We start from the raw sequence: 18,503 nt of genomic DNA, 5'->3' as shown, positions 1-18,503 counted from the left end.
GTGAGCGGCAGGCTCGTGGGTGAGGTCATCGACTGGCTGCAGACGCCGCCGGCCGCTGACCTCACCATGGCCGAGGCCACCGTCCTCATGGTGATCGCCGAACGCGCCCACGAGAAGACGCGGGAGATGTGGCGGCACCGCATCGACGACCGCACCCTGTACGAGCGCATCAAGGCCGTCACCAAGCAGGGCGACGCGGGCCTGTCGAAGACGCTGCAGCGGCTCGCCGCGCGCGGGCTGGAGTGCCGGGTGCCGATCGCCGTCGGGAAGGACGGGCGGCCGGTGTACGCGGCGAAAGGCCGCGCGATGAAGTTCCGGCTCCCGGAGCTGCCCGCGGCGATGAGCCTGCCCGAAGACGGGCCTGTGGACGACGACGCGAGCCCTGTGGATAACCCGCCCAAGGAGGCTGTGGATAACCCGCCTGCGGACGGCCAAAGGGCGGACACACGTCCGGGCTTTGCCTCAAAGGGCGGACCTACGTCCGGGCTTTCGGGCCCAAAGGGCGGACGTACGTCCGCCCCTAATCCCTCTAGTACCTATCCCTCTACTACTGATCCCTCATCCCGGGTTCCGTCGCAGGGGGCTAAGGGAGACGCGCGTACGGGCGCGCGAGACGAGCAAAACGATCAAGAGGTTCAGTCGAGCGACTACGCCGAAGCGAGCCGGATCCTGTCGACACTCCCCGACCTCGGCTCAGCGCTCATCGAGCGGGCCCGCGCCCGCGACCCCGGCATCGACGACTACCGCCAGCTCGTCGTCGCCGCCGCAGCCATCTACCGAGAAGGGACACCCGCATGACCTCCACTCGCCCCCTGGGCGCCCGCTGCTGCGGCAAGGTCCGCTTCGCCACCCAGGAAGCCGCCGATGCCGCGCTCCGCCGCATCCAGAACCTCGCCGAAGGCCGCCACCCCATCCGCGTGTACCGCTGCCCGAACGGCTGGTTCCACATGACGTCCCAGCCGCACTCGTCCGAGCGGAAGGAACCCGCGTGAGCCCCGATGAGGCCGCGGCCGACCTGATCGCCCGGCACCTGAACGGCCGCCTCGCCCCGCACATCGACCCCCGGCTCGTCGCCGCCCACCTCGTGGACCTGTTGCGCGAGCACGGATGGCGGCCCATCCCCCGCCCCGAACCCATCACCGCCCAAGGCCCCGGCGCCCCACCCACCCGCGAATGGCGCGAGGTCGCCGACCGCATCCGCAACCGGCAGGAGGACCCCCGATGACCGACTACGTCGAGACCTACAACGACTTCTGGCGCGAGATCGTCGAGAACCCCGACGGCACCCTCAACCGCGACCAGGTCATGCGGGAACTGTACGACTACCGGGTCGTCATGGAGGAGGTCTCCAAGGCGTACGGCGAGGTCACCGGCGGGCTCCTCTCCAAGCCGAACACCGCCGCCCACCACATTGTCGCGGCCGTCGAGGAGCGTATCGAGGCCGTGATCCGGGCGGTGCGCGAGCAGGTCGCCGAAGAGTTGCGAGCGGACGCCGATGCCCACCGGCGGGTCGTCGAGCGCAAGCCGTCCGAGTACGACAAGGTGCGCCTCGCCCGCGCCCGGACGCTGGAGGACGCCGCGTCCCGCATCACCCGCTGGAACGCGTCGTGAGCCCGATCCCGTGGCCGCTGATCGGCCGCCGCGACCCCTACGCCGGCGTCACCGCGCCACCCGTCCGGCTCTACCAGCGGCCCGCGCCGGAGGTGACGCTCCCCGTCGCGGACGACCACGAGCACGCCGTCATGCGCCGCCACCACCCGTGGCTCCGGCGCGAGGAAGACGTGATCCTCACCCGCCTCGCGCGGCTGACCGACCTGCACGACCCATGGGAGGCCGCCGTCCGCATGTTCACCGACGAGCCGAAGGAGAGCCTGTGAAGCACCACGTGACCGGTGAGATCGACATCTACCCCGTCGGCCTGCTCGCCGACCTCCAGCGCCTCGTTCACGGCGCCGAACCCCTCCGGCAGCGCCTCGCCCGTTTCCGGCGCGACCTGCGCTACCCCATCGGCCGCGCACGCGAGCGGAAGTGGCGCGCGGTGACGAGCTACCTCAACGGCTACCTCGCCGAGCCCCGCGACTGGCCGGACGGCCTGACCCGATGCGGCACCGGCTGGACGCGTGGCCGGGCCTATCGGGACCTGAACCGCCGCGTCGCCGCCACGAAGGAGGCCCGGTGATCCACCGCTACCTGCCCGCGCTGCTCGCCCGCTGGGTCGACCGGTCGCAGTGGCCGAACCTCACTGCCGTGAACCCGACGGTCGGCCGCGCCGGTGACGACCACTGGCTGATCTTCGGGGTCGGGCGACGGTGGCGGAAGGGCTACCTGGTCAAGCTCACTACCGAGGACGTTGAGGCGCTCGCGGAGAACCTCGCGCGGAATGTGGAGGACGCGAAGCGGTGGCGCGTTTTGCAGGGTCCACCGCCGGTGCATGTGGGCGGGAACGCGGAGGACTGCCCGGCGTGCGCGTTGGTGCCGTCGGCGGAGATTCCGTACCCGTGGCACTGCCCCGGCCCCGAGGAGGCCCGGTGATCTGCAAGCCGTGCGCCGAGATGGCCGACTACGTCACCGCCCACGAACTGAACGAGGGCCACCCGCCGGAGGTGTGCCGCGACCACGACCGCGAGATCCGGGCGTGCGGGTGTCAGCACCGCCCGCCGCAGCAGACCCCGCCGCAGGACCCCGATACGCCCCTGGAGGACGCGTGAGCCCCAACCCCAACCCCGAGATCACCCCGAGCCGCTCCGAGCCCGCACAGGCGATCTCAGACGCGTGCGGCGCATCCACCCTCGGCCCCGTCGCAGGCATCCACATCGGTCCCTGCGTCCTCGCGGCAGGGCACGACGGCCCCGTCCACCAGGACGCGCACGGCAGGCAGTGGGCCGGGCTCGTCGGCCGCCCGCCGGAACCCCAGCAGGACGTGCCCACGCTCCGCGACCGGCTCGCTGACGCGCTCGACCACGGCGGCTCCTCGACCGAGACCGACCGCCTCGCCCGCTACGCCATCGCGGACGCGGTGCTGCCCATCGTCGAGGCCGCCATCGAGCGTGCCGAGCAGAGGTACAAGGGCATCGCCGAGGGCTACGCCATCGAACTCCGCGACCTCATCACCAAACTCGGGCAGACCGAGGACATCCTGCGCATCGCGCACGACACCTCCAACGCGTCCGAACGTGAACGTGCCCGCGCCGTCCAGCGCGCCGAGCAGGCCGAGCGGGAGCGACACGAGGCCGAGGCCGCCGTGCAGCGGGTGCGGGCGTTCTTCGAGGACATGCGCACCTGGTGCAGCCCCTACGGCGTCGCCGCCGACTACGCCAAGCGCGGCCTCGAAGTCCTCGACCAGTCGGAGGCGGCGCCGTGAGGTTCGAGACGTTCTGGCGCGCCCTCCTCGCCACCTACCTCGTCGTCGCCCTCCTCTACGCCATCGCCCACACCGCCCTGGAGATCGCCCGATGAGCACCAACTACTACCTCCGCATCCCCGCCTGCCCCAACGCCTGCGAACACTGCGGCCGCAAGCAGGAGATCCACCTCGGCCAGAACGCGGGTGGATGGCGGTTCCTCCACCGCGCCTACCGCGAATACCAGCCCGTCGGCGTCGACTTCCCCGTGGTCGACCGCGCCTCCTGGCTGCGGCTGCTGACGCTCGGCGACATCTACGACGAGTACGGCGACCACGTGACCCGCGAGGACCTCATCGCCCGCACCGAGGCCGCGCAGGAACGCCGACCGCGCGGCGACTACGGCACCTACAACTTCCTTGCCAACGGCTACGACTTCAGCGACGGGGACTTCTGCTGATGACCGACATCTGCGTCCAGCCGCACAAGGACGACCACCCCGCCCTCCCGGCATTGAGGTTGTGCGCGGGCTGCTACTACGGGCTCCGCGGCCACATCAAGGCCCTCCCCCGCCTCCACGCCGACCTCGGCGGCCACCTGTCCGCCCCCGCCGTCGTCACCACCGTCAGCAACGGCCCCAGGGCCGCCCAAGACGGCGACCGTGATCCGCTCGTCATCGCCGAAACCCGCTCACCCATCAACCCCGCCGTCGCCGAACTCCGCGACCAGATCCGCCACGACCTCGTGTGGTGGACCGTCTACGTCGCCGACCAGCGCGGCTTCAAACTCCCCGACAACGACCTCCGGCAGATCGGCGTCTGGCTGTGGCGGCAGATCGACTGGATCGCCGCATCCCTGCCCGCCGCCGAGGAATGCCCGCCCGTCATGAAGGCGCTCGCAGGCCGGGCCCGCGCCATCCTCCAGCCCAGCGGAGCCAAGCGGATCAAGATCGGGCCGTGCCGCGAGGTCCTCGAGGACGGCCCGTGCGGCGGCACCCTGTACGCCACCTGCCGGGCCGAGGACGACCCGCGGCCGTCCGCCATCTACTGCGGCGAATGCGACTTCGAGGCGGGCCCCGAATCGTGGCGGCGGTTCGGCCGCGACTACCTCAAGGAGGCGGGATGACCCGCATCACGCGAACCATCGGCGCCGCACTCGCCGCCGCCACCCTGCTCGCCCTCACCCTCACCGCCGGCGGCACACACAAGCAGCGCGTCCAGCTCGCCAAGCTGTCCTCGTTGCCCGCAAGCCAGCCGCTCGGCATCGACCCGCCGGCCGGGGACTACTACAGCTACGCCCCGTCCGTCGTCGAGCAGGGCGACACCCGGCACGTGTTCTACTGCGGCAACGCGGTGTCCGGCCGGTTCGGCGACCACGTCATGCTGTCGATCGGCGCCCGGCAGCCGGACGGGTCCTGGGACTACGGGAAGCCCCGCATCGCGTTCGGCCCCACCAGCGACCTGGTGTGGGCGAACTACCACACCTGCGACCCGGAGCTGATCCGCGGGTCCTTCACGTGGGGCGGCAAGACGTACCCGTGGGCGATGTTCTTCACCGCCTACGGCTGCGGCGTCCAGGTGCGGCCGTGCCCGGAGGAGCACATCTACCCCAACCAGCTCGGTGTCGCGTTCGCCGACACGATCGGGGCGGGGCCGTCCGGGTGGCGGATCTACCCGCAGCCGCTCATCGGGTACGGGATGGAGTTCGGGACGTGCGAGCCGCGCGCGTACTGCATCGGGCAGCCCGCCGTCACCTCGATCGACGGCGCGGGCAGGCTGATGCTCTTCTACCAAGGCTGGGGAGGGTTCGTGTGGCGGGACGTGAACCTCGCCGACATGGGCGCCCCCGTGATCGGGGAGCGGCGGTACCTGCCCGCTGAGGGCCTGCCGGACTGGCTGCACAACGCGTCCCTCGTGTACGACCCGGCCCTGGACCGGTTCTGGGGCGTGTACGACACGGGCGTCACGAACAAGCAGCCGTACGGGGTGCCGGTGCAGACGGACACGTCCATCGTGTCGATCTCGGCGAGCGACTTGTGGAGCAATACGGGTTCGTGGCGGCTGGAGGAGACCGTCACCGGCGCGCACTCGGGGTTCGCGTTCAACCACAACGCCGGGCTCGCCAGGACGGTGTACGGGCGGCCTGCGCCGGGGCCGGTGCTGGAGGTCGTGCACGCCGTCGCGCACGCCCGCTCGAGCGGTGCGGGCGGGTGGGGCGAGTGGACGTACCGGCTGTGGTCCACCACGTACTCGCTGCCCGCGACGCAATGAGCAGGCGCGAGCAGCAGCAGAAAGGCAGGATGGTGGCATGACGTGGAAGCCTGCGGACGGGAGCCTCTCCTACGCCTACATCCGCGAGCTGGAGCAAGACGTCTACGGCGAGTGGTTCACCGTGGACGACCTGCCGGGCGGTGAGCGCGAGATCGAGCGATTGAGACCGATCAAACTCGCCCGCGCCTACGAGATCGCCGAGTCGGGCGAGGTGTCATGAGCGACCTGGTGGAGTTCCTCCGGCAGAGGCTGAATGAGGACGAGCAGGCAGCGCGGTCGGCCATGGTCGCTCTGGGGGCCGAGAATGGCATGCCGTCTTGGCCGGACTATCAGACCTATGACACCCCCGAGATCGACACGGCGCAGGACTATCTGACCCGATTCCAGCCCGCCCGCGTGCTGGCCGAGGTCGAGGCCAAGCGGCGGATCATCGAGGAGCACGCGCCCACACCGACGCCCGGCGGCCTCAGCCCGCTCTACTGCGGCACCGGCGAAGCATGGTCGCACCTGGACGGCTCATGCGTCACCCTGCGGCTGCTCGCACAGGGCTACCGGCACCGCGACGGCTGGCGAAAGGAGTGGGCGACGTGACGCAGCGTCTCAGCACCGAGCAGGCCGCCGCCCACTACGGCACGCCGAGCGGCGCCATGGACGCCGACCGTGCGGCAGAGGTGGCCCGCGTCTACCGGGCAGCCGCACGCACCGGACACGGGCCAACGAAAGCCGTAGCCGCACACTTCAAGGTCTCCCGAGCCACGGCAGGGCGCTGGGTCGCACACGCACGCCACACCGGCCTCCTGAAAGACGAACCCCGCCGAAACCCCAAGGCCCTAGCTGTGGCGCAAGCACTCGGGGTTCCGTACGAGGACCTGTGCCGCGCCATCCGCGACCATGCGGGCGGCGACCTCAGGGTCACCGATACCCACCCCGCTTTGGGTGCTGACGTGGGAGAATGATCAGGTACAAGAGACCCCGGCGGGTGCTGGTAACACCCCCGGGGCGCGGCCAACCTGAGAGAGCAGGTCGACATGGCGAATGGTAGGGCACGAGCCCGTCTCACCGGCGGGCAGGTGGACCCTCTCCTGAACTACCGCCCCGGCAGATCCGGGTCACGGCACCCGATCGTCAACCAGATCCTCGAAGAGTTCGACCCCGACACCCCCGGCGTGGCGGGCGGCCTTCTCCGACTTCGGAAGCTGAAGGAGTACGGCGCCGAGATCACGATCGACGTCGCACGGGCCTGTATCCGAGAGAGCATCGCCCGCGCGGAGATCATCGACCGCGTCCGCAAGAAGCGGGACGAGCGCGCGCAGAGCCCCCTCGTCTACTACATGCGCCTCGGCGACCTAGTGAAGATCGGGTGGACCACCAACCTCAAATCTCGGCGAGAGGCCATCAACCCGCAGGAGGTCATGGCCACCGAGCCCGGCAACGACAAGGTCGAGCGGCAGCGCCACAAGCAGTTCGCTGACCTCCGCGTTCACGGGGAATGGTTCCGCCTGGAGTCGCCGCTTACCGAGTGGATCGACCAGCTCAAGGCCGCGTACGGCGAGGAGAAGGACGTGGACGACCGCGACATGATCTCCACCAAGGACGCCACCAAGATTTACGGTGTGCCCTACAGCAAGCTCCGCCTGTGGGCCAACGAGGGACGCATCTGCGAGCCCGAGCGGCGCGGCCGGGAACTGTTCTGGGACGCCGCCGAGATCGAGCAGATCAAGGACATCCTCGGCGACCGGAAGCACTTCCCGCGCGGCAGAACTTGCGGGCGTCTCCAAACTCAGGTCTAATCGTGTAACTAGCTGAGGTGTCTCCTCAGCAGTCATGGACTTCCGAAAGGGCCCGGCCACCGGTCGGGCCTTTCGCATGTAGACCACCGCCAGGTGGACCGGGGGTACAGCGGGCGGGGACTGCGAGGGCCCCGCCCGCCACCCCGACCACACCCGGCCAACACCCCCAACCCACTCCCCCACCCCCGCCGAACCGGGGAACATGCCGCGCATGAGCGACGACGACGAGGACAAGCGCGGGGAAGACACCGAGACCCTCAAGGTCATCATCGGCATCCTCGTCCTCCTCCTGGTGCTCTTCGCCTGCAACACCGCCAACGACGACGACCCCGCGCCACCCCCCGGCGTCGAAGGCCCCGACATCTGCTACGGGCGAGGCGGCGCCACCGCCTGCTGACCGGGAGGTGACCGTGGGCGCCCACGCCGGACGCAAAGGCCGAACCTGGCGCCGCGTACGCGAACGCGTCCTCACCGACCACGGCGGCATCTGCTGGATCTGCGGACACCCCGGCGCCGGCAGCGTCGACCACGTCATCCCCCGCGTGCATCTGCTCGCCACCGGCCGGGACCCCGAGGACCCCAGCAACCTCCGCCCAGCCCACGGCGCCCTGTCCCGCTGCGAGACGTGCGGGCAGGCGTGCAACGAGGTGAAGGGCGCACGCGAGCATGTGCCGAGGGCGCAGGGGTCGCGGGCCTGGTGACGGAGCGGTGCGCCGCCCACCCCGCCGCGCATCACGCATCGTGACATCGATTGAGTCTCGTTGATCAACTCGGGATCGACACTACAGAGCGTGAATCGCAGAGAGTGACCGCCGGAGAGTCGTGATCAACGGGCGTCACGATACGTGAACCCCAAGGCGCAACGCTCTGACCTGCACAAATGCCGCTGACCTGCGAAGATGTCCCGAGTTTTTGAAGATCTGACCTCGGGTGACCCAACCACGGGCGCCCTTTTCTCTCTCCGTCACGGAGAGTAATAGGGGCCGAGTTTGAGTTGACCTATTTAGTGGCGTCACTCTCCGTGACATATCACGCTCCGTGATGCGTCACGGTCCGTGATGGTGACCGTCTCGCTAAAAGGTCGAAGCCAGCTTGGGTCCATTTAGGGAGGCGACCATGATCGATGATCACGCCTCCGCCGACGACACCCCTGCGCTCGAGCGGGCGGTGCGTGCCCAGCTCGCGAAGTGGGGCCTGGAGGGCTCGGCCGAGGGCGCTGCGGCGCTGGACATCGCCGACCGGCTGGCGAACACGGAAGGCCTCCGTCCCGCCGCGGCCGCGATGCTCCACGCGCAACTCCGGACGCTGCTCGCTGACCTGCGGAAACTCGCCCCGCCGGAGGAGGCCGACGACGGTGTCGCGGCGCTGCAGGACGAGTACAACGGGTTGAGGGCCGTGCAGTGACCGCGGTCGCCGAGGATCGACTGGTCATGGGGGCGCGGGAGCCGCGGATCTGCGTGTACCCGGCCGCCGGCCGGTCGGCGGGCAGGCTCGCGGTGGATCTGGCGTTCCGTGCGGGGCTGCGGCTGGACCCGTGGCAGTCGCTGGTGCTGGAGCGGTCGCTCGGGGTGGAGCCGGATGGCCGCTGGTCGGCGTTCGAGGCCGGGCTGATCGTCGCACGCCAGAACGGCAAGTCGGCGATCTTCGAGGCGCGGATGCTGGCCGGGCTGTTCCTGTTCGGCGAGGAGCTGATCCTCTACAGCGCGCACGAGTTCAAGACCGCGGGCGAGATCTTCAGGCGGGTGCTGGCGCTCATCGAAGGTACTCCTGACCTGCGGAAACGCGTGAAGAGCGTGGCGCGGAGCAAGGGCGAGGAGGGTATCGAGCTGCTGCCGAGCCCGCAGTGCCCGCGCGGGCAGCGTCTGCGGTTCGTGGCCCGTTCGACGAACTCCGGCCGCGGCTTCAGCGCGGACTGCACGATCTGGGACGAGTGCCAGAACCTCCCGGACGCGTCGGTGGACGCGATGATGCCGACGCTGCTGGCCCGCCCGAATGCGCAGCTCTGGTACGGCGGCAGCGCGCCGGACAAGGATTTGGCGCCGTGTGAGCAGATCACGCGGGTGCGGCGCCGTGCCCTGGGCGACGAGCCGGGGCGGTTGGCGTTCTTTGAGTGGTCGGCGGAGTTGTGCACGGACCTGTGCGGCTCGGGCTGCAGCGCGCACGACGATCCGGCGGACCCGATGACGTGGGCGGCTTGCAACCCGGCGCTCGGCTCGGGCCGGGTGACGGTCGAGGGCGTCGCGAAGATGCACGCGTCGATGAGCCCGCGGGGGTTCGCGCGGGAGCTGTTGTCCGTGGGGAACTACCCGTCGGAGTCGGGCGGGTGGGACGTCATCTCGGAGGCGGCGTGGGATGCGACGGCCGACGCCGGCTCGGAGGCGCTGGATCCGGTGGCGTTCGCGGTGGACGTGACGCCGGACCGGTCGGCGGCGTCGATCGCGGTCGCGGGGCGGCGTGCGGACGGTCTGCTGCATCTCGAGGTGGTCGACCATCGGCCCGGTACGCGCTGGGTGGTGGAGCGGGTGAAGACGCTGATCGAGCGGTGGTCGCCGTGTGCGGTGGCGCTGGACGCGGGCTCGCCCGCCGGGTCGCTGGTGGCGGACTTCGAGGCCGCGGGGATTGAGTTGCTGACGCCGCGGGCGCGTGATGCGGCGGCGGCGTGCGGGGCCTTGTACGACGCGGTGGTGCGTCCGGCTGAGGCGGATGAGGACTGGTGCCCGGCGGTGCGGCATGTGCCGCATCCGGGCCTGTCGTCGGCGCTGGCGGGTGCTGCACGGCGTCCGCTGGGTGATGCGTGGGCGTGGGACCGGCGGGGCGTGTCGGTGGACATCTCGCCGCTGGTGGCGGTGACGCTCGCCAGGTGGGCGCATGTGAGTTCGGCGACGGTGGAGTACGACGTATTGGAGAGCGTCTGGTGAGGTGGCCGTGGAAGCGGCGTGCCGAGGAGCGCGCCATCACGTCGGTGCCGTGGGATCAGGGCGGTCCGGCCGGCACGTCCCGCGTGGATGTGGATCGTGCGCTCAGGCTGGCGCCGGTGTATGCGGCGGGGCGTCTGCTGGCGTCGTCGGTGGCGGCGCTGCCGCTGCAGACGTATCAGCGGCGCGGCGGTGCCCGGGTCAAGCTGGAGTGGGTGCCGGAGTTGTTCTGGCGCCCTTCGGTGCAGGGGACGCTGTACGACTGGGTGTTCCGGGCGGTCGCGAGCATGGTGTACCGCGGAAACGCAGTCGGGTTGGTGACGGCGCGGGACGAGTTCGAGTTCCCGACGATGGTCGAGTGGCTGAACCCGGATCAGGTGCACGTCCAGGACGATCAGATGTTCGGGCCCGGCTCGTTCACGAACCCGATCTGGTACTACCAGGGCCGGGTCGTGCCGACCGAGGACATCGTGCACATCCCGTGGTTCACGCTGCCTGGCCGGGTGTGGGGCCTGTCGCCGCTGGCGGCGTACGCCGCGAGCGTGAACGTGGGCCTGTCGGCGCAGCAGTTCTCCGAGCAGTGGTTCGACGCGGGCGGTACGCCGCCGGGGACGTTCCGGAACTCGGAGAAGAAGGTCGACCAGGCCGACGCGAACATCATCAAGGCCAGGTTGACGGCGGCGATCAGGTCGCGGCAGCCGATCGTGTTCGGCAACGACTGGGAGTACACGCCGATCTCGGTCAGCCCGAACGAGGCGCGGTTCATCGAGACGATGCGGCTCGGTGCGACGCAGATCGCGTCGATCTACGGGATTCCGCCGGAGATGATCGGCGGCGAGTCCGGCGCGTCGATGACGTACGCGAACACCGAGATGCAGCAGATCCAGTTCTTGCAGACGTGCCTGCTGCCGTGGCTGACCAAGCTCGAGGGTGCGCTGAACCTGCTGCTGCCCCCGAGTCAGTACGTCCGCTTCAACGCGGACGCGCTGATCCGCGCGGACTCGCAGACGCGGTGGGCGAACTACAAGACGGCGCGCGAGATCGGCGTGATGAACCGGGACGAGATCCGGGCGCTGGAGGACATGGCGCCGCTGCCGGACGGCCAGGGCGCCGACTATGAGCCGCTGAGGGCTGCGCAGGCGCCGCGTGCGGTTGAGCGAGGCGAGGGTGAGGGCGCTGTGGTGCCGCTACGTGTTACCGGAAGGACAGGACAGTGACGTACGAGCTGGAGCGCCGGTTCACCGCGGTGCCGGTGGAGGTGCGCGCCGACGGCGAGCGCCGCAGGATCGGCGGCTACGCGTCGATCTTCAACAGGTACTCGCAGAACCTGGGCGGGTTCGTCGAGGTGGTGGAGCGCAGCGCGTTCAACAAGAGCCGCGGCGACGGCTGGCCGGACGTGATCGCCCGCTACAACCACGACGACAACATGCTCCTGGGCAGCACGGGCGGCGGGACGCTGAACCTCAGCGTGGACGAGACCGGGCTGACCTACGACGTGGAGCCGCCGGCGTCGCGCTCGGACATCGTGGAGCTGGTGCAGCGCGGTGATGTCCGCAAGTCGAGCTTCGCGTTCCGGGTGATGCCGGAGGGCGACGAGTGGGGCGTCAACGACCAGGGGTTCCCGACCCGGCGGCTGCACAGCGTGCAGCTCATCGACGTGGCGCCGGTGAACGTCCCGGCCTACACCGACACGTCCGCGGGGCTGCGGTCGCTGGCCGAGCATGTGGGCGCCGAGGTGGAGGAGGTCCGCAGCATGGCCGAGGCCGACGAGCTGCGGAAGTTCTTCGTGCGGACCGACAACCGGGGCAAGCCGGTGAAGCCGGTGAAGCGCACGTTCGGGCCCGCGGCCGCAGCGGCGCTGCTGGCCCGCAAGTCCGACCCCTGGGCGTAGCCCGGGTGGATTCCAGGAGCCTCCGGCAGGCATCAGCCACCGGGGGTCGTCCTGCCCTGCGGTAGCGCAGGCCCGGGGACGAGCAGTGTCGTCGAGCCCGCCGGGTGACAGCGGGTCGGGGTAGCCATCCAGCACCTCGCAGCCGATACGAGCACGAGCACGAGAAGGAGGTCTCGCCGTGAGCGAGATGGTGAAGAGGCTGCGGGAGCGCCGGGCCAACGTCTGGGAGGAGATGAAGGGGATCGCCGACCGTGCGGCCGACGAGAACCGGAACTTCTCCGCCGAGGAGCAGGGCACCTGGGACGGCCTGAACGGCGAGCTGGAGAAGCTCGACACCCGCATCAAGTCCGCCCTCGACGTCGAGGAGCGCGCCAAGCAGGCCGACGAGGCGTTCGAGCGGATCGCGGGCAAGCCCGCCGAGCAGGGCGCGCAGCAGCGCGGGAGCGACGACTCCGAACTCCGGGCGTTCCTGCGCGGCGAGGGCCCCCGCGAGTACGTCGTGCAGCCGACCGGCCGCGTCGACTTCCGGGACCTGTCGAAGCTGACCGCCGCGGCGGGCGGCAACACCGTCCCCACGTCGTTCTACGACCGGCTGGTCGCGCACCTGATCGAGACGAGCTCGATCCTGCAGTCCGGCGCCACCATCCTGAACACCGCGTCCGGCGAGTCGATCCAGGTCCCCAAGACCACGGCGCACTCGACCGCGGCGATCGTGACCGAGGCCGCGGCGATCGGCGAGTCCGACCCGGCGTTCGGGCAGGTCACCCTGGGCGCTTTCAAGTACGGCACCCTCATCCAGGTGTCGCGGGAGCTGCTGAACGACACCGGCGTCGACCTCGAGGGCTACCTCGCCATGCAGGCGGGCCGGGCGCTGGGGAACGCGTTCGGTGCGCACGCCATCACCGGCACCGGCTCGTCGCAGCCGCGGGGCGTCGTCACCGACGCGACCGTGGGCGTCACGGGTCCGACGGGCACGGCGACGTCGTTCGGGTCGCAGTCGACGGCCGGTGAGGGCGCGGACCTGCTGATCGACCTGTTCCACTCCGTCATCAGCCCGTACCGGATGAGCCAGGCGTGCCGGTGGATCATGGACGACACCACCGCGGGCGCCGCCCGGAAGCTGAAGACGACCGACGGCCAGTACATCTGGCAGCCGTCGGTCGTGGCGGGCACTCCGGACACGATCCTCGGCAAGCCGGTCCTGACGGACCCGAACGTCGCGGCCCCGGCCGCGAACGCCAAGTCCGTCATCTTCGGCGACATGAGCCAGTACTTCGTCCGCCTCGCGGGCGGGGTCCGGTTCGAGCGGTCCGACGAGTTCGCGTTCAACAGCGACCTTGTCACCTTCCGCGCGCTGATGCGGGCGGACGCCGCCCTGGTCGACCTGACCGGGGCCGTGAAGGTGTTCCAGCACAGCGCGAGCTGAGCACGACGGGCGGGGGCTGTCGGTCAGGCGCCCCCGCCCGCCGGCCAGGAAGGAGACGTGATGTCGACGTATGACGAGATCAGCGTGACGAAGTCGATCTCGCCGCTGGTGCGGACGGACGGCACGGTGAACGGGACCTCGGTGGACACGGTGGTGTCCGGTGGGATGCAGGACGCGGTGCTGCTGGTGACGTCCGGGGCGGTGACCGATGGGTCCCACGCGGTGACGGTGGAGGAGTCGGCGGACGGGTCGACGGGCTGGGCGGCGGTGGCTGCGGACCGGCTGCAGGGCGACCTGCCGACGGTGGAGAGCGCCGACGACGACACCGTGTTCATGACGGGCGTGCGGCCGTCGCAGCGGTATCTGCGGGCGGTGATGGTCACGACGGGCGCGACGACGGGCGCGGCGATCTCCGCGGCGTTCATCCTCGGCCGCCCGCGCACCAAGCCGGTCAGCCACTGAGGGGGATGACGTGAAGGTCCGAATGAAGGTGGCGGTCAGCGGTACCCGCAATGGGCGCCCATGGCCACACCCGGGCGAGGTCGTCGAACTGTCGGACGCCGAGGGCGCGGACCTGTGCGCGTCAGGTGTCGCGGAGCCGGTGGCGGAGCGGCCGGTGGAGACGGCGACCGCGCCGGAGCCGGAGAAGCGCGACGACGCCGACGCCGGCGAGCGGAAGCCGCAGCAGCGGCGCACGCAGTCCCGCAAGCGGAGCTGAGGTGTACGACCTCGGCGCGGTGGTGCCGCTGACGCTCACCGTGCGGGACTCCACGGGCAACCTCGCCGATGCGGGGTCGGTGTCGGTGACGGTGACGCTCCCCGACGGCGCCACCGTCGTTGAGGGCCCGGTCACCTCGACGACGACGGGCGTGTACGAGTACGGGTACGCGACGACGGCGGCGGGCCGGCATGTGGTGCGGTGGGTCGCGACCGGCGTCAACGCCACGGCGAGCACCGACATGTTCGACGTGCTGGCCGCCGACCCGGGTCAGATCGTCAGCCTGTCGGACGCGAAGAAGCATCTGAACATCCCGGCGACGTCCACCACGGACGACGCGGAACTGCGGGACTTCGTGCTTGCGGCGACGGCGGTGGTGGAGCGGTACGTGGGCGCGGTCGCGCGCCGCGAGCATGTCGAGACGTTCGACGGTGGCCGCCCTGACCTGGTCCTGTCGCATGCCCCGGTGCTGTCGGTGTCGGCGGTGGTCGAGGACGGCGAGACGGTGGCCGCGTCCGGGTATGCGCTGGACGCGCCGTCGGGGGTGCTGCGGCGGGTGCTGGCGGGTGCCGGGTCCTGCTGGCGCGGTGGTGTCGGCGGCGTGGAGGTCACCTACCTGGCGGGCCGTACGAGCGTTCCGGCGAACGTGTCCCGCGCGGCGCTGATCATCGTCAAGCACATGTGGGACACGCAGCGGGGTTCGGGCGGGTCGCGGCCGCTTCTGGGCGAGTCGGAGGCCGTGGCGCTGAATCCGGGCGGGACCGGCTACGCGATCCCGTACCGGGCGCTGGAGTTGCTGGGCGAGCCGGTGGCGGGGGTGGCGTGACATGGCGGCATCGACGGTCCCGGCGGCACTGGACGCGCTCGTGGGCGGTCTGCGGACGACGCTGCCAGACGTGCAGGTGGTCGACGGGCCGCCGCTCACCACGAACCCGGACGTGATCTGCGTCGGTTTCTCTGGCGTGCCCGGTGAGCCTGCCGTGGAGTCGACCCGGACTCGCGAGCAGCTGGCGCGGGAGCCGGACCGCGAGTCCTATGACATCGCGTGCCTGGCGTCGTCGTGGTCGGGTGCGACCGACCCGAAGCCGGTCCGGGACCGGGCGTACGAGCTGCTGGACGCGGTCGCGGCCCGACTGGGCGCCGATCCGACGCTGGGCGGCGCCGTGATGTCGACCCGGGTCAGCGCCGAGTCGCTGATCCCTGAGCAGACCGACCAGGGCGCGGTGGCGACGGTGACCTTCACGGTGCACGTCGACGCGTTCGCACGTCGATAAGGAAGGCATTCATCATGGCTTTGACCAGCCGTGTCTCTTTGGAGCTGCTGGCGACGCTGACCGGCTCGGCGGACTTCGGGGCGCCGTCGTCGCGGCCGCGGTTCTCCCGGCAGATCGATCTGACGTCCGGGACGGGCGCGGGGCAGGCGGACGTGATCTGGACGGACCAGCGGACGCTCGCCGCGTCCGCGTCGGAGGATCTGGACCTGGCGGGCAGCCTGACGGACGTGCTCGGCGCGACGGTGACGCTCGCCCGGGTGAAGGTCCTGTACGTCGCCGCGAGTTCGGCGAACAGCAACAACGTCGTGCTCGGTGCGGCCGCCAGCAACGCGTGGGCGGGGCTGCTGAACGCGACGGGAACGGTGACGCTGCGGCCGGGGCAGGTGCTGCTGACGGCGGTGACGGACGCGACCGCGATGGCGGTGACGGCGGGCACCGGTGACCTGCTGGCGGTCGCCAACTCCGGTGCCGGGTCGAGCGTCACCTACGACATCGCGGTGATCGGGGCGTCGGCCTGATGTCCAAGCTCGCTCACGCCGGACGAGTCCCACGGGCGCTCATCACGCAGTTCGCGCGCGACCTCGGCTTCGACCCCAACGAGGTTCAGTCCGTGGCCCTCGATGGCAAGTCGGTCACTGTCACCTCCTACCTCCTGTGCGAATGCCACGGTGCGCGCTACTCGCCCGACGGCGCGAGGGGAGTCGCAACGGTGACCACGGAGGTCGAAGTGGTCGACGACGAACAGGAGGGTGCCTGATGCGCGCCACGATCTCCCGCAGCGAACTGCACGCGTTCGTGCGGACGCTCGGCGGCGATCCGGACGACACCCTCCGCGTCGAGATCGTCCCTGACGGCGTCACCGTCACCACCTACACGCGGGACGAGCAAGGCCGCCGCGTCGTGGCCGACGGTGACCTCGCCACTGAGGTCGCGACGATCGCGATCGTCGGGGACGGCGACGCCGACACGGTCCGGATGCGGCACCCCGGCATCGGCCGCGAGGTCGACGTCCCGGCGTCCGCGGTCGGTCATCACGCCGTCGCCGGGTGGGAGGTCGTCCCGCCGCCGGCCGAGCAGAGCGCCGCCCCCGAAAGCGACGCAGTCATGACCGCGCTGAAGGCCGAGTCCGCCAGCGTCGAAGAGCAACCCACCACCGAGCCCAAGAAGTCGCCGCGTCGGCGCAAGAACCCTGAGGAGGAGTCGTGACGGCGTCGAGCATCAACGCGTCCACGCGGTACATCAACAAGGGCGTCACCAAGTGCTACTGGGTGCCGACCATCGCCGACATCGACGCGCCGACGCGCGTGGAGCTGGACGCGGGCACCGACCTGTCCAACGAGGTCCAGGAGATCGAGGGCTGGCTGGTCGCGTCCGAGTCGGTGGAGACGCCCGACCTCGGCCGAACGTTCACCGCCTCGATCCCGGGGTCCACGTCGGCCGACGACTCGTCCATCACCATGTACGCCGACATCGGCGGCACCGACGCCCGCGACCTCATGCCGCGCGGCACCAACGGGTTCGTCGTGTGGATGGACGGCGGCGACGTCGCCGGCCGGACGATGGACGTGTTCCCCGTCCGCGTCGGCTCGGTCGGCAAGAACAGGTCGGTGGACGACGACCCCGCGTCGCTGACGATCAACTACAACATCACCAGCGAGCCCAGCGAGAACGTCGCGATCCCGGCCTGATGCCCGGCCGGAACTTCGTGACCGTGTCGGGTCGGCGGGAGCTGGCCCGACTCGCCCGCGACATCCGCGCCCTGGAGGATGGCCGCGGCATCAACGACGAGTTGCGCAGTGAACTCGCTGACGTAGCCCGGCCGCTGGTGCTGGCGGTGCGTGCGTCGATCCGCTCCATCCCGTCGAGGGGTCAGTCGGCGCGGATGGGCCGCCGGTCGCTGCGGTCGAAGATGGCCGCAGCAACCGAGTACAAGGTGCGCACGACGCGCCGACCGGGCGTGATCGTGTGGGTGAACCCGCGGCGGATGCCGCCCGGAGAGAACAACCTGCCCGGCTACATGGACGGGCAGCCGCCGTTCCACCGGTGGCGGCACCCGGTATTCGACAGGCCGGACAAGCGCACCACGTGGGTGCAGCAGCGACCCCACCCGTACTTCGACCGTGCGACCCGTGGCGCCGGGAGGGCCGCGGAGCGGGCGGCGGAGCGGGTCATGGACTACATAGCAGACAGGATCGAGCAGGGATGACCACGAGCAAGGCACGGCCGTCCGACGACCAGCCGTTCGACTTCAACCTCGACGCCGTGAAGGTCGAGGGCGAGCTGCGGCCGTTCCGGTTCCACTTCGGCGGCAAGCGGTGGGAGATGGCCCACCGCGAGACGCTCGACCAGATCGTCCTGCTGGAGGCGATGGAGTCCGGCGGTGAGGCCGCGGCGACCCTTGCGAGCCTGCGCGCCGCGATGGGCGACGAGCAGTGGGATCGGTTCCGCAAGCTGGGGCTGAAGAGCTCCCAACTGACCCGCCTGTCGCAGGAGTACGACAAGTTCTGCGGCACGGAGCCGGGGGAATCCGGGGGCTCTACCGGCTCCTGAGGGAGCACGGTGGGGCCGTCGACTTCGACCTCCGCAGCCAGTGGCCGGGCTACCGGCTACGGGACCTGTGGGATAGCGACTCGGCGCGGCTCACGCACCGCGAGCTGATCGAGTTCGTGCGGCACCTGCCGCGGGACTCGGCGACGGCGCGGGCCATCCTCGGGCCGGCCGCCGAATGGACCGACGACACGCATCTGCTGGCGCACCTGGTCGACCTGACCTCGGGCGCGAACTGGCAGCGCGGCGGCGGCAAGGGCTCCAAACCCAAGCCGCTGAAGCGCCCACGTCCCTCGACCTGACAACTTCATCAGTGGATGCGGGGGTGGTGT

General features: G+C 70.5%; 34 protein-coding genes. All 34 read left to right on the top strand.

Annotation, left to right across the window (positions count from 1 at the left end):
- The 34 genes from ACFQ11_RS18315 (at window position 1) to ACFQ11_RS18150 (ending at window position 18,473) form a co-directional block, all read left to right on the top strand.
- On the top strand, window positions 1-798 hold the full coding sequence (locus tag ACFQ11_RS18315; RefSeq protein ID WP_378300060.1) for a hypothetical protein: 798 nt from the start codon (window positions 1-3) through the stop codon (window positions 796-798).
- A complete protein-coding gene (locus tag ACFQ11_RS18310; RefSeq protein WP_378300058.1) occupies window positions 795-992 on the top strand; it encodes an RNA-binding protein in 198 nt (65 codons plus the stop codon). The genes ACFQ11_RS18315 and ACFQ11_RS18310 overlap by 4 nt, the downstream gene beginning before the upstream one ends.
- On the top strand, window positions 989-1,225 hold the full coding sequence (locus ACFQ11_RS18305; RefSeq protein ID WP_378300056.1) for a hypothetical protein: 237 nt from the start codon (window positions 989-991) through the stop codon (window positions 1,223-1,225). Before ACFQ11_RS18310 ends, ACFQ11_RS18305 begins: the two co-directional genes overlap by 4 nt.
- Entirely contained in the window at window positions 1,222-1,611 is a 390-nt protein-coding gene (locus ACFQ11_RS18300) for a hypothetical protein (RefSeq protein ID WP_378300054.1), read from the top strand. Before ACFQ11_RS18305 ends, ACFQ11_RS18300 begins: the two co-directional genes overlap by 4 nt.
- The gene (locus ACFQ11_RS18295; protein WP_378300052.1) at window positions 1,608-1,877 is read left to right on the top strand and encodes a hypothetical protein; all 270 of its coding nucleotides are present in this window, start codon (window positions 1,608-1,610) and stop codon (window positions 1,875-1,877) included. Before ACFQ11_RS18300 ends, ACFQ11_RS18295 begins: the two co-directional genes overlap by 4 nt.
- Window positions 1,874-2,179, top strand: a complete 306-nt coding sequence (locus ACFQ11_RS18290) for a hypothetical protein (RefSeq protein ID WP_378300050.1) — start codon at window positions 1,874-1,876, stop codon at window positions 2,177-2,179. The genes ACFQ11_RS18295 and ACFQ11_RS18290 overlap by 4 nt, the downstream gene beginning before the upstream one ends.
- On the top strand, window positions 2,176-2,532 hold the full coding sequence (locus tag ACFQ11_RS18285; protein WP_378300048.1) for a hypothetical protein: 357 nt from the start codon (window positions 2,176-2,178) through the stop codon (window positions 2,530-2,532). Before ACFQ11_RS18290 ends, ACFQ11_RS18285 begins: the two co-directional genes overlap by 4 nt.
- Window positions 2,529-2,708: a hypothetical protein gene (locus ACFQ11_RS18280; protein ID WP_378300046.1), complete on the top strand. Its 180-nt coding sequence runs from the start codon at window positions 2,529-2,531 to the stop codon at window positions 2,706-2,708. The genes ACFQ11_RS18285 and ACFQ11_RS18280 overlap by 4 nt, the downstream gene beginning before the upstream one ends.
- Entirely contained in the window at window positions 2,705-3,361 is a 657-nt protein-coding gene (locus tag ACFQ11_RS18275) for a hypothetical protein (protein ID WP_378300044.1), read from the top strand. The genes ACFQ11_RS18280 and ACFQ11_RS18275 overlap by 4 nt, the downstream gene beginning before the upstream one ends.
- A 91-nt stretch (window positions 3,362-3,452) precedes the next feature.
- Complete coding sequence (locus ACFQ11_RS18270) at window positions 3,453-3,800, top strand: hypothetical protein (protein WP_378300042.1); 348 nt, start codon at window positions 3,453-3,455, stop codon at window positions 3,798-3,800.
- Entirely contained in the window at window positions 3,800-4,465 is a 666-nt protein-coding gene (locus ACFQ11_RS18265; RefSeq protein ID WP_378300040.1) for a hypothetical protein, read from the top strand. The genes ACFQ11_RS18270 and ACFQ11_RS18265 overlap by 1 nt, the downstream gene beginning before the upstream one ends.
- Window positions 4,462-5,610 (top strand): hypothetical protein, encoded by a 1,149-nt coding sequence (locus tag ACFQ11_RS18260; RefSeq protein WP_378300038.1) that lies wholly within the window; start codon window positions 4,462-4,464, stop codon window positions 5,608-5,610. The genes ACFQ11_RS18265 and ACFQ11_RS18260 overlap by 4 nt, the downstream gene beginning before the upstream one ends.
- 37 nt (window positions 5,611-5,647) lie before the next feature.
- Window positions 5,648-5,830 (top strand): hypothetical protein, encoded by a 183-nt coding sequence (locus ACFQ11_RS18255; RefSeq protein WP_378300036.1) that lies wholly within the window; start codon window positions 5,648-5,650, stop codon window positions 5,828-5,830.
- A complete protein-coding gene (locus ACFQ11_RS18250) occupies window positions 5,827-6,201 on the top strand; it encodes a DUF6221 family protein (protein WP_378300034.1) in 375 nt (124 codons plus the stop codon). Before ACFQ11_RS18255 ends, ACFQ11_RS18250 begins: the two co-directional genes overlap by 4 nt.
- Window positions 6,198-6,566, top strand: coding sequence for a helix-turn-helix domain-containing protein (locus ACFQ11_RS18245; protein WP_378300032.1), 369 nt, complete (start codon window positions 6,198-6,200; stop codon window positions 6,564-6,566). Before ACFQ11_RS18250 ends, ACFQ11_RS18245 begins: the two co-directional genes overlap by 4 nt.
- 114 nt (window positions 6,567-6,680) lie before the next feature.
- On the top strand, window positions 6,681-7,400 hold the full coding sequence (locus ACFQ11_RS18240) for a GIY-YIG nuclease family protein (RefSeq protein WP_378300030.1): 720 nt from the start codon (window positions 6,681-6,683) through the stop codon (window positions 7,398-7,400).
- Between the two features lie 211 nt (window positions 7,401-7,611).
- Complete coding sequence (locus ACFQ11_RS18235; protein ID WP_378300028.1) at window positions 7,612-7,797, top strand: hypothetical protein; 186 nt, start codon at window positions 7,612-7,614, stop codon at window positions 7,795-7,797.
- Window positions 7,798-7,810: 13 nt separating this feature from the next.
- Window positions 7,811-8,101, top strand: a complete 291-nt coding sequence (locus ACFQ11_RS18230; RefSeq protein ID WP_378300026.1) for an HNH endonuclease — start codon at window positions 7,811-7,813, stop codon at window positions 8,099-8,101.
- Window positions 8,102-8,516: 415 nt separating this feature from the next.
- On the top strand, window positions 8,517-8,804 hold the full coding sequence (locus ACFQ11_RS18225) for a hypothetical protein (RefSeq protein ID WP_378300024.1): 288 nt from the start codon (window positions 8,517-8,519) through the stop codon (window positions 8,802-8,804).
- A complete protein-coding gene (locus ACFQ11_RS18220) occupies window positions 8,801-10,318 on the top strand; it encodes a hypothetical protein (RefSeq protein WP_378300022.1) in 1,518 nt (505 codons plus the stop codon). Before ACFQ11_RS18225 ends, ACFQ11_RS18220 begins: the two co-directional genes overlap by 4 nt.
- Window positions 10,201-11,532, top strand: a complete 1,332-nt coding sequence (locus ACFQ11_RS18215; protein WP_378300148.1) for a phage portal protein — start codon at window positions 10,201-10,203, stop codon at window positions 11,530-11,532. The genes ACFQ11_RS18220 and ACFQ11_RS18215 overlap by 118 nt, the downstream gene beginning before the upstream one ends.
- Complete coding sequence (locus ACFQ11_RS18210) at window positions 11,529-12,206, top strand: HK97 family phage prohead protease (protein WP_378300020.1); 678 nt, start codon at window positions 11,529-11,531, stop codon at window positions 12,204-12,206. The genes ACFQ11_RS18215 and ACFQ11_RS18210 overlap by 4 nt, the downstream gene beginning before the upstream one ends.
- Before the next feature lie 187 nt (window positions 12,207-12,393).
- Complete coding sequence (locus ACFQ11_RS18205; RefSeq protein WP_378300146.1) at window positions 12,394-13,632, top strand: phage major capsid protein; 1,239 nt, start codon at window positions 12,394-12,396, stop codon at window positions 13,630-13,632.
- A gap of 60 nt (window positions 13,633-13,692) precedes the next feature.
- Window positions 13,693-14,094, top strand: a complete 402-nt coding sequence (locus ACFQ11_RS18200) for a hypothetical protein (RefSeq protein WP_378300018.1) — start codon at window positions 13,693-13,695, stop codon at window positions 14,092-14,094.
- 10 nt (window positions 14,095-14,104) lie between these two features.
- On the top strand, window positions 14,105-14,350 hold the full coding sequence (locus tag ACFQ11_RS18195; protein WP_378300016.1) for a hypothetical protein: 246 nt from the start codon (window positions 14,105-14,107) through the stop codon (window positions 14,348-14,350).
- Window position 14,351: 1 nt separating this feature from the next.
- Window positions 14,352-15,176 (top strand): head-tail connector protein, encoded by an 825-nt coding sequence (locus ACFQ11_RS18190; protein WP_378300014.1) that lies wholly within the window; start codon window positions 14,352-14,354, stop codon window positions 15,174-15,176.
- 1 nt (window position 15,177) lies between these two features.
- Window positions 15,178-15,624: a hypothetical protein gene (locus ACFQ11_RS18185; protein WP_378300012.1), complete on the top strand. Its 447-nt coding sequence runs from the start codon at window positions 15,178-15,180 to the stop codon at window positions 15,622-15,624.
- A gap of 14 nt (window positions 15,625-15,638) precedes the next feature.
- Window positions 15,639-16,142 carry a hypothetical protein gene (locus tag ACFQ11_RS18180; protein ID WP_378300010.1) on the top strand — a complete coding sequence of 168 codons (504 nt, stop codon included), beginning with the start codon at window positions 15,639-15,641 and terminating at the stop codon, window positions 16,140-16,142.
- A complete protein-coding gene (locus tag ACFQ11_RS18175) occupies window positions 16,142-16,381 on the top strand; it encodes a hypothetical protein (protein ID WP_378300008.1) in 240 nt (79 codons plus the stop codon). Before ACFQ11_RS18180 ends, ACFQ11_RS18175 begins: the two co-directional genes overlap by 1 nt.
- The gene (locus ACFQ11_RS18170) at window positions 16,381-16,830 is read left to right on the top strand and encodes a hypothetical protein (RefSeq protein WP_378300006.1); all 450 of its coding nucleotides are present in this window, start codon (window positions 16,381-16,383) and stop codon (window positions 16,828-16,830) included. Before ACFQ11_RS18175 ends, ACFQ11_RS18170 begins: the two co-directional genes overlap by 1 nt.
- Window positions 16,827-17,312: a phage tail tube protein gene (locus tag ACFQ11_RS18165; RefSeq protein ID WP_378300004.1), complete on the top strand. Its 486-nt coding sequence runs from the start codon at window positions 16,827-16,829 to the stop codon at window positions 17,310-17,312. Before ACFQ11_RS18170 ends, ACFQ11_RS18165 begins: the two co-directional genes overlap by 4 nt.
- A complete protein-coding gene (locus tag ACFQ11_RS18160; protein WP_378300002.1) occupies window positions 17,312-17,830 on the top strand; it encodes a hypothetical protein in 519 nt (172 codons plus the stop codon). Before ACFQ11_RS18165 ends, ACFQ11_RS18160 begins: the two co-directional genes overlap by 1 nt.
- Window positions 17,827-18,174 carry a hypothetical protein gene (locus tag ACFQ11_RS18155; RefSeq protein WP_378300000.1) on the top strand — a complete coding sequence of 116 codons (348 nt, stop codon included), beginning with the start codon at window positions 17,827-17,829 and terminating at the stop codon, window positions 18,172-18,174. The genes ACFQ11_RS18160 and ACFQ11_RS18155 overlap by 4 nt, the downstream gene beginning before the upstream one ends.
- 116 nt (window positions 18,175-18,290) lie before the next feature.
- A complete protein-coding gene (locus ACFQ11_RS18150) occupies window positions 18,291-18,473 on the top strand; it encodes a hypothetical protein (protein ID WP_378299998.1) in 183 nt (60 codons plus the stop codon).
- Window positions 18,474-18,503: the final 30 nt, after the last annotated feature.

It is taken from the genome of Actinomadura sediminis (genome assembly GCF_042675525.1).
In the GTDB taxonomy this organism is placed as follows: Bacteria; Actinomycetota; Actinomycetes; order Streptosporangiales; family Streptosporangiaceae; genus Spirillospora; species Spirillospora sediminis.
This window is presented reverse-complemented; position numbering and strand designations above follow the sequence as displayed.